Origin of the sequence: Vibrio sp. FF145, from assembly GCF_041439075.1 — a bacterium.
In the GTDB taxonomy this organism is placed as follows: domain Bacteria; phylum Pseudomonadota; class Gammaproteobacteria; order Enterobacterales; family Vibrionaceae; genus Vibrio; species Vibrio tasmaniensis_A.
This window is the reverse complement of record NZ_JBGONH010000060.1, coordinates 22905-30657: the sequence shown is the minus strand read 5'-3', so window position 1 is coordinate 30657 and position 7753 is coordinate 22905. Positions and strand designations below refer to the sequence as shown.

Annotated in this window: 5 protein-coding genes and 1 pseudogene; 2 read left to right on the top strand and 4 right to left on the bottom strand. The window is 42.0% G+C overall.

The features are described 5' to 3' along the window. Positions 1-86: 86 nt before the first annotated feature. A complete protein-coding gene (locus ACED42_RS18770) occupies positions 87-2234 on the bottom strand; it encodes a diguanylate cyclase (protein WP_371703730.1) in 2148 nt (715 codons plus the stop codon). 171 nt (positions 2235-2405) lie between these two features. Here ACED42_RS18770 and ACED42_RS18765 point away from each other — a divergent pair, with 171 nt between their 5' ends. Further along, a complete protein-coding gene (locus ACED42_RS18765; protein ID WP_004733780.1) occupies positions 2406-2672 on the top strand; it encodes a DUF2960 family protein in 267 nt (88 codons plus the stop codon). 187 nt (positions 2673-2859) lie between these two features. Here the strand turns inward: ACED42_RS18765 and nagK are convergent, their stop codons facing one another. Together nagK and ACED42_RS18755 are read right to left on the bottom strand one after the other, a co-directional pair. Next, on the bottom strand, positions 2860-3768 hold the full coding sequence (nagK, locus tag ACED42_RS18760; RefSeq protein ID WP_012603950.1) for an N-acetylglucosamine kinase: 909 nt from the start codon (positions 3766-3768) through the stop codon (positions 2860-2862). A gap of 163 nt (positions 3769-3931) precedes the next feature. Continuing rightward, positions 3932-4678, bottom strand: coding sequence for a tRNA-uridine aminocarboxypropyltransferase (locus ACED42_RS18755; protein ID WP_371703729.1), 747 nt, complete (start codon positions 4676-4678; stop codon positions 3932-3934). 68 nt (positions 4679-4746) lie between these two features. Here ACED42_RS18755 and ACED42_RS18750 point away from each other — a divergent pair, with 68 nt between their 5' ends. Further along, positions 4747-5550 (top strand): sterol desaturase family protein, encoded by an 804-nt coding sequence (locus tag ACED42_RS18750; RefSeq protein ID WP_371703728.1) that lies wholly within the window; start codon positions 4747-4749, stop codon positions 5548-5550. 222 nt (positions 5551-5772) lie between these two features. Here ACED42_RS18750 and ACED42_RS18745 read toward each other — a convergent pair. Then, a pseudogene (locus ACED42_RS18745) lies at positions 5773-7709 on the bottom strand (methyl-accepting chemotaxis protein). Positions 7710-7753: the final 44 nt, after the last annotated feature.

Sequence of the window (7753 nt, the reverse complement as noted above, 5' to 3'; positions counted from 1 at the left end):
CTACTTCTTCTTGAAGATAAAAGCGGCTTTCCCCGGAAAGCCGCGATGAACCTTTCTTTTTATGGGGGGGTGTATACAGAGTTGAACTAAACAAGCTCGACTTTAAGTAATCTGCAATCGACCAAATTATAGTTGTTACGGCCATTTTCTTTGATTTGATAGAGCTGTTTGTCTGCAATATCACAAATCATTTTAAAGTTTCGATCCACATTGTCACTGGCTAAGTCGACGTTAACCCCACCAATAGAGAGTGTTAATTGTTCCGCATAGAGAGCTTTAGGGTTTGCTAATTTGACTTCATTTAACATCTTTCGCAGAGTGACAACCTTATTTTCAATATCACTACTACTCTGTCCGAAGCAAATCGCCATGAACTCATCACCGCCATATCTGAAAAGGTAGTCATTCTTGGTTGTGAATGTTTTTTTAAGTAAGCGACTGATAATACGAAGCGCTTCGTCGCCCTCTAAATGCCCATGAAAATCGTTATAAGCTTTATACTCGTCAACATCGATCATAAGGACCGCTAGAGATTGTTTTTGGTAGTAAGCGTTATGTATTAAGACTGGCGTGATGTTATCTAATTGATATCTATTAGCTAGACCTGTTAGTGGGTCAGTAGTACTCAAGATTTCGAGTGTTTGATTCGCACTTTCTAAACGCTGTCGTTGCTTTTGATTTTCTAGCGACACGGCAATAAAACTAGCTAAATGTTCTATAAGCTGACAATGGTGTTCCTGATATTGGTTTGGTAGATGATGCTGAACTGACAGAAAGCCGATTAATTTTTCATTAAGGATGATTGGCGTTAGAATCATTGAGTTAGTATCAAGCTCGCCACGAAACGTAACGAAATTATCGTCTTGTGTGGTTTTACCGATATAGGGTTCTAGAGCCGCATCTGTCGCGCTATTAAAATGAACGGTAGCTCGCTTGCGAATCACATACGTACCAATGGTTTGGTTGTCTTGGCAAACTACTTTTAGGTTCGGTATTAATCCTTGAGTATCAACAAAATAGCGGTAGTCGAGTATGTCTGATTTATCGTCATACATAGCAATCCCAAACTCAGATGTTGGTAGAATCATATTTATCTTATGGAGTATCTCAGGCAGTACGCTTTCTAAATCTGCAGCGGTTGCTATGAATTGACCAATATCAGTGAGCGCACCCATATATTTTTGCATTTGAGTAAGAACGTCATTTTGCTTCTTACTCTGAATGGTACCTACCCCTTCTAGAATACGTTCGCTCTGTTCGCGCTCATAACTTCTCATGTGTTTTTCTAAAAGATCCACATGCTGAGTTTGAAGTGCCGCTAAACCAGACCAATCCTCTTCATCTCGAAAGAGCTTCGCCTTAGTTTGGGCATAGATAGCATAAGAACGGTAACTACTCTTTAGATCAAAATTCTGTTCGAGAAAAGCGCACCCTACTTTTGCTTGTTCTCGCTCTCCAATGCCTTCTAAGAATTGAAACCAGTAAACCAAATTTTCTTTTCGATTATGCTCATCTCTCGATTTTTTGAAGTGCTCTTCTGCCTGATAAAACGCATCTAATACATCACTATCATCGAACCCTCCCCACAAGAGCATCGTTTGCCCTAGGTAACTATGACAGAGCGCTATCGTCCTGTGACTAGAAAGCGAGGTGCCTATTCTTTTCGCTTCCATAATGGCGCTAACCGCTTGCTCAAACTCATTTGTATGTGCACAGCTATAGGCTAGGTTTAAATGGCTGACAGCACAATCTAACAGGCGATTCGCATTTTGAGATGAAATAATGGCTTTACGAGCATATTGCTTCGCTTGTTCGTATTTTTCTAAGCTTAAGTGCAAGTCACTTAGATTACAGAATATAAGTGACTTAAAATTGTCATCAACTAGGTGTAAGTTTTCTAGTGTTTCTGAGTAACAAGCATACGCTGATTGATAATCACCACGAATGTTGTGGGTAGACGCAAGTAACCCGATGACAAATACATATAGTTGAATTTCTTCAGGAGCAATGACGTTTAGGCAGGCTTTATAATGCTCAGCAGCGTCAGAAAGGTTATCGTGCCGATAGCTTGTGAAACCTTTAAGGAAAAGCGCGATTGAATCCGGGATCGGTTGATTATTAGCTTCGCATAGACTCGTTATTCTGTCTTCGACTTCTTTTAATCCTTTGATTCCAGGGTAGTTCTGGATTCGCGTTATAATTCCCATGATCTTTGGGTAAAGCGTATTGCTCATAAGTTCCGTTTAAGTCAGCCAGATTAAAAAATAACGAATAGTATACCACAAAATGCTTATTACACATTCCATTCATGAGGCTAATAAGTGGTAATTTCCTATCATTATCTTGAGTGGCGTACTGTTTTTATGTAGAGTGCGCGCAAAGTAATAATTATATTGGAGAGCACCATGGCTCGTACCATTCTGTACACTTATAAAGATGAAGACAAAGAGTTATTGTTTTCGAAACAAGAACACCGCACGATCCAAGAAGCTGTTGCAGCCGCTGAAGGTATCGACATCACTGAGTATCTAAAAACTGAGCAGCAGCTTGAGTTCATTTCTGATACTAAAGCGGTTCGTAACTACCAAGACAACTATTTCCGTAAGCTTGGTTTTACTAAGCTTACATTGAAGCAAAAAGACAACCTTGGTGTTGGTAAAAAGAAGAAGTAAGCCCTCTGGCTCTTTTTCTTGATATGTAGCTTTGTAGCTTCTAGCTTTTCGTTTGTAATTAGAGCTAAGAGCTGAAGAAACGAAAACACTGAACAATAAAAAATGCCGCAACCTCTTTCGAGATTGCGGCATTTTTATTTGTTTTTTTTAACTATCTAACCTTAGCTAGCTTAACGGTAAGTAACGATTACTTAATGTTAAGGAATGCAGCGCCACGAACGCCGCCTGAATCACCGTGTTTCGCTTTGATGATTTTCGGACACTTCGCTACAGACAATAGGTATTTAGGGATACGCTTTGGCATCTCTTCGTAGATAAGTTCGAAGTTTGAAAGTCCGCCACCCAGTGCAACTACGTGTGGGTCAAGACCCGTAAACAGGTTTGCAAAACAGATAGCCAATAGCTCCATAAAGCGATCTACGTGCTCAGCGGCTTTTGATTCGCCTTCGTTGTATGCTTGAATGATCTCGATCGCTTTCTTCTTCTCACCGAAGTAGTGCTCATAAATCAGTTCGAAGCCGCGACCCGATAAGTAACTGTCTAAACAACCTTTCTTGCCACAACCACAACCCAGTAGCGGTGCGTTGTCGCCAAGGTGGAACCATGCATCTAGAGGAAGGCGCATGTGACCTAATTCACCAGCAACGTGATTACGACCAGAGAACACTTTACCTTCATAAACTAAACCCCCACCGAAGCCAGTACCTAGAATTAGGCCTGCTACTGATGGTTCGTCTTTAAGTTCATCATCCCACGCTTCTGAAAGCGCAAAACAGTTTGCATCATTTTCAATTTTCACACTACGACCAATAAGCGCTTCTAAGTCTTTGCGTAGTGGTTTCCCCGTTGAAGCTGGTACGTTAACAACCAGCATAGTGCCGTCGTCAGCATCTTCCATCCCAGGAAGACCAAGACCAATTTTGCCTTCGCAAGAAAATTCGTTGTCGTACTTCTTTACCAAACCAGCAATTGTATCAAGTAGCAGTTGATAATCTTCAGTGGGCGTCGGTACGCGTTCTGTCGCTACTCGCTCAAGTTTTTCATTGAACGCACCAAACTCAATCTTTGTGCCGCCAACATCGAAGCCATAATACATGAAATCTCTCCAATTTTTCCCTAAATTCGGGCAAATAAATTTTTGTAAATAAACAACTAAAGAGCATTATCCATAACACTCCCCCTACAAACCGTGATAGATGACAAACTTATCCCGTGTTTGAGTTTGTTTGAACAACAAGTCAGCACAAAGCGGTTAAAGGTTAGAGTGACTTCTCACTTTTAGTATGATCTATGAAAGCATTCAGGCTCGGTTTGGTTGGATCCGACTTATAACGTGTCTTACTTAACATGTAACTTTCCCGAAATGTCTCAAACCATAGCTGTAAAGTCTTGGCACCCTGCTCTTCACCAGCCTGTTTCAAAACCAAGCTCGCCACTTCTGCTGTCGAAAGGTGTTGTTCGTTGTCTGACTTGCGCATCATGTATTGAGAAACTGACTCAGGCTCAATCGATAACACTGGTAAATCTTGCAGATATTCTGAGCGACGAAAAATTCGACGTGCCTCGCGCCAGCTACCATCAATAAAGATCAGCAGTAGTGTTTTGTTTGGGTCACGCATTTGTGGCAGGTTTTGAACCATGCGCGATTTGTCATCGGTATATTCTTCGGGGAACACTACGACAGGTTGATAATTGTCATCTTTTAAGACATCCAACATTTCCTGATTCGGCTCTGTGCGATGCCATAAGTAAGCGTAACTGTCTTTTACTGTATCGAGAATCAATCGACCTGTATTACTTGGTTTCAATATTTCGTTATCTGACAAGATCAACATGGTCGCGACGTTCGTACTTACGTCTGGTTGATGTTCACAGATACAGCTGTCTTGTTTTATTTTACAGAACTCACATCGCACTACTTTACACCCGCGCGCATTAAACGGCTTAGTAGCAATGGATAAACGATGTTGATATAAACGGTGAAAAGCGTGGATTCTCATGGACAATAACGATAAATCTAGAAAAGTGGCACGATTGTACTTACAGTGTCCTTAGAATGATAGAAGGAATACCCATGCAAGACCCATCCCTGCTCCGCCTTGTTTGTTTTATTGTCGTTTTTGGATTATGTGCGCTTTGGGAGTACCGCTTTCCCCGGAAAACACTGACTCAAAGTAAATGGTTTCGTTGGGGTAATAACTTTGCGTTGGTTGCTTTGAACAGCTTTCTATTAGCCACTCTAATTCCAATCGCGGCGTTCCAAGCGGCAGTTATCGCACAAGATAACCAATGGGGTTTGTTTAATACCCTGTCACTTCCCAAAGAACTTAGCATTGTGGTTTGTGTATTGTTGTTGGATTTCGCTATTTACTTACAGCACTTGGTGTTTCATCGCGTTCCTTGGCTTTGGAAGCTACACCGAGTTCATCACGCTGATCTCGATATCGATGTCACAACGGGCACCCGCTTTCACCCAATAGAAATGATTCTTTCAATGCTGATTAAAGTGAGCTTAGTGGTCGCGCTTGGTGTACCTGTCATCGCTGTTGTCATCTTTGAAATTGTTCTTAACGCCAGTGCGATGTTTAACCACAGTAATGCTCGCCTTCCGTTGTGGTTTGATAAACGATTAAGAAAAGCGATCGTTACGCCAGACATGCATCGCGTCCATCACTCAGTCATTGTTAAAGAAACACACTCAAACTTTGGTTTCTTCTTATCGGTGTGGGATATCTGGTTCAAAACTTATCGTGCTCAACCTAAGCTTGGCCATGATAACGTTAAGATTGGCGTTCCAGAGATTCAAGATGGTAAAGAGCAACGGTTAGACTTAATGCTACGGCAGCCATTTGTACGATTCCCGACAACGAAAGACTAGGTTCGAATTCAGTTGAGTCTCAGTTTATATTGAGATCAAACCTATCTTAATAACAAACCCGTCTCCATAACAAACCCGTCTCCATAACAAACCAAGCTTAATACCAAAGCAAAACGCCCTTAGATTCTTGTGAAAACTTAAGGGCGTTTCTGTATCAATAGGAATTTAAGCGTACTTAGTGCTTCAACTATTATGCTGTCAGGCTTAACTCAGCACGCTCGTTTATTTCAACACGTATTTATGAAGCATAGCTTGTTGGTGCCCTGCTATCTCTCCGACTTGCTCTGAACTCTCGATCATGGATTCAAGCTGTAACTTAGTATTCTCGCCTTGTTCAGAAACACGAGTGATCGAATGTGTCACATCCACCGTTGCACGTGCCTGTTGCTCAGTCGCCACCATGATTTGTTCAACACGTCCTTTAATCTGGGTAACCGCTACCTCGATTTTTTCAAACGCTTGTTTCACATCTCCACTGGTTTCCAGTGCATTCGCCATTTCGTTTCTCGACTCTGTTACAGACGCCCGTGAGCGATCAGCTGCTGCTACCAATTCATTCATCATATTTCGAATATTAGTGGTTTGCTGGGAAGTATCGCTGGCTAGTTTTCTTACTTCATCGGCGACCACTGCAAAGCCTCGGCCTTGATCTCCTGCTCGAGCTGCTTCTATTGCAGCATTCAATGCGAGTAAGTTAGTGTTGTCAGCAATGCCGCTGATCATGTCGACCATTTCGCGAATCTGTTTAACACGCCCGTCTAAGTCGGCCATCGATTCTTCATTCATGCTTAGAGAGTGTTCTAGTGCATGCAGTCGCTGCTGGTTAAGTCCAACAACTTGACTCCCTGTTACTGACTCACTTTCAGCAAGCTGGGCGTCATCATTCGAGGCGTTAGAAATACGTGCAATTTCACCAATAGATGCTTCAAGCTCTGTAATGGTGGTAATCATGTTCTGAAGTGATTCATTTTGCTCGTGTAAGCTTGAGTTAGTTTGCTCTGCGGCATCGTGACTGACTTCCGCTGTTTGATAAAGCGTTTCACAGTTTCGTGTTCCGCGAGTAAGCTCATTTGTTGAGTAATGTTTCTGAGTCCTTTGTTCACCCAGCGACGTAACACCAACCATGAAATAGAAATGATGGCCGTTATCACTAATCCACTAATAAATAGTACTTTGTCTATCGTCGCAATTGTCTGATTGACCACAAACTCGCTTTCATCAATTAAAATGGAAGCGGTGTTCGATAGTTGATTTAAGGTCCCTATCACGGTGTTGGCTAGATGGATGACTTTTGCTAAGTCGGCTTCTTGTTGCTCAACAAGTTCTAGCTTTTGCAGGATTTGTCTTAATACACCGTTATCTGCAAAGCCAGATTTAACCATCTCATAAGGCGCTGTTAAGCTTGCGAACTCTACGATGTCTGGATGCCATTCAGAAAAGTCATCATACGCGAGGTTAATGCCTGCAATTCGATTTCGAAGCTCTCTGTATTCGTCTTGCGCTTTTTCTAAGTCTGATTGCATCATCAACATTAGGAAGGTGTTCGCCATTGCAGAAGCACTCGCTGTGAATCGGTTAGCCGCATCGGAAGCCTCTGGGTTGTTCTGTACAAGGAAAGAACTGATACGGTTCATTTCGGGTCCGATGGAACTCACACCATAGCGAAACTCAGTGACTTGGCCATCGATGAGGTTTTGCTTATTCTGAATTTCAATTTGAGACGACAACACTTGGCTAGTCATCAATTGTAAGGTCGCCATGTTCTCGGTTAAGTCTTGTTTTTGTTCAACGGAAATGGCGTCAGGAAAAGATTGGGATATGAAGAGGAGTTCTTCTAGCGTTTGGTTACTTTCGGCAACTAACACGTCGATCGAGTTGCCTGTTGTGTTAAGCGTATTTAGGTTGGTTGATTGGGTGCTATAAGTAAGAAGTTTTACCTGCTCCAACACGCTTTGTGTTAATTCGGCGTTGTTTAATGCAAGAGGTAATGCTTGTTCCGAAAGTGCTTCAAAATGGCCCCCGACCCGATCGACGCCTCGGAGACTGACCAAAGATAAAAAGATGACGAGCAAAAGAATGGAAATAAATACAGCGGTGACGGTTTGAATGAGCGAGAATGTATAACGTGAAGGTTTTATTGATAAATTTGTGTCGGGCATGTGAAATCCAGTTTGACTACGAAAAAAGATATCCTTAAGTTAGT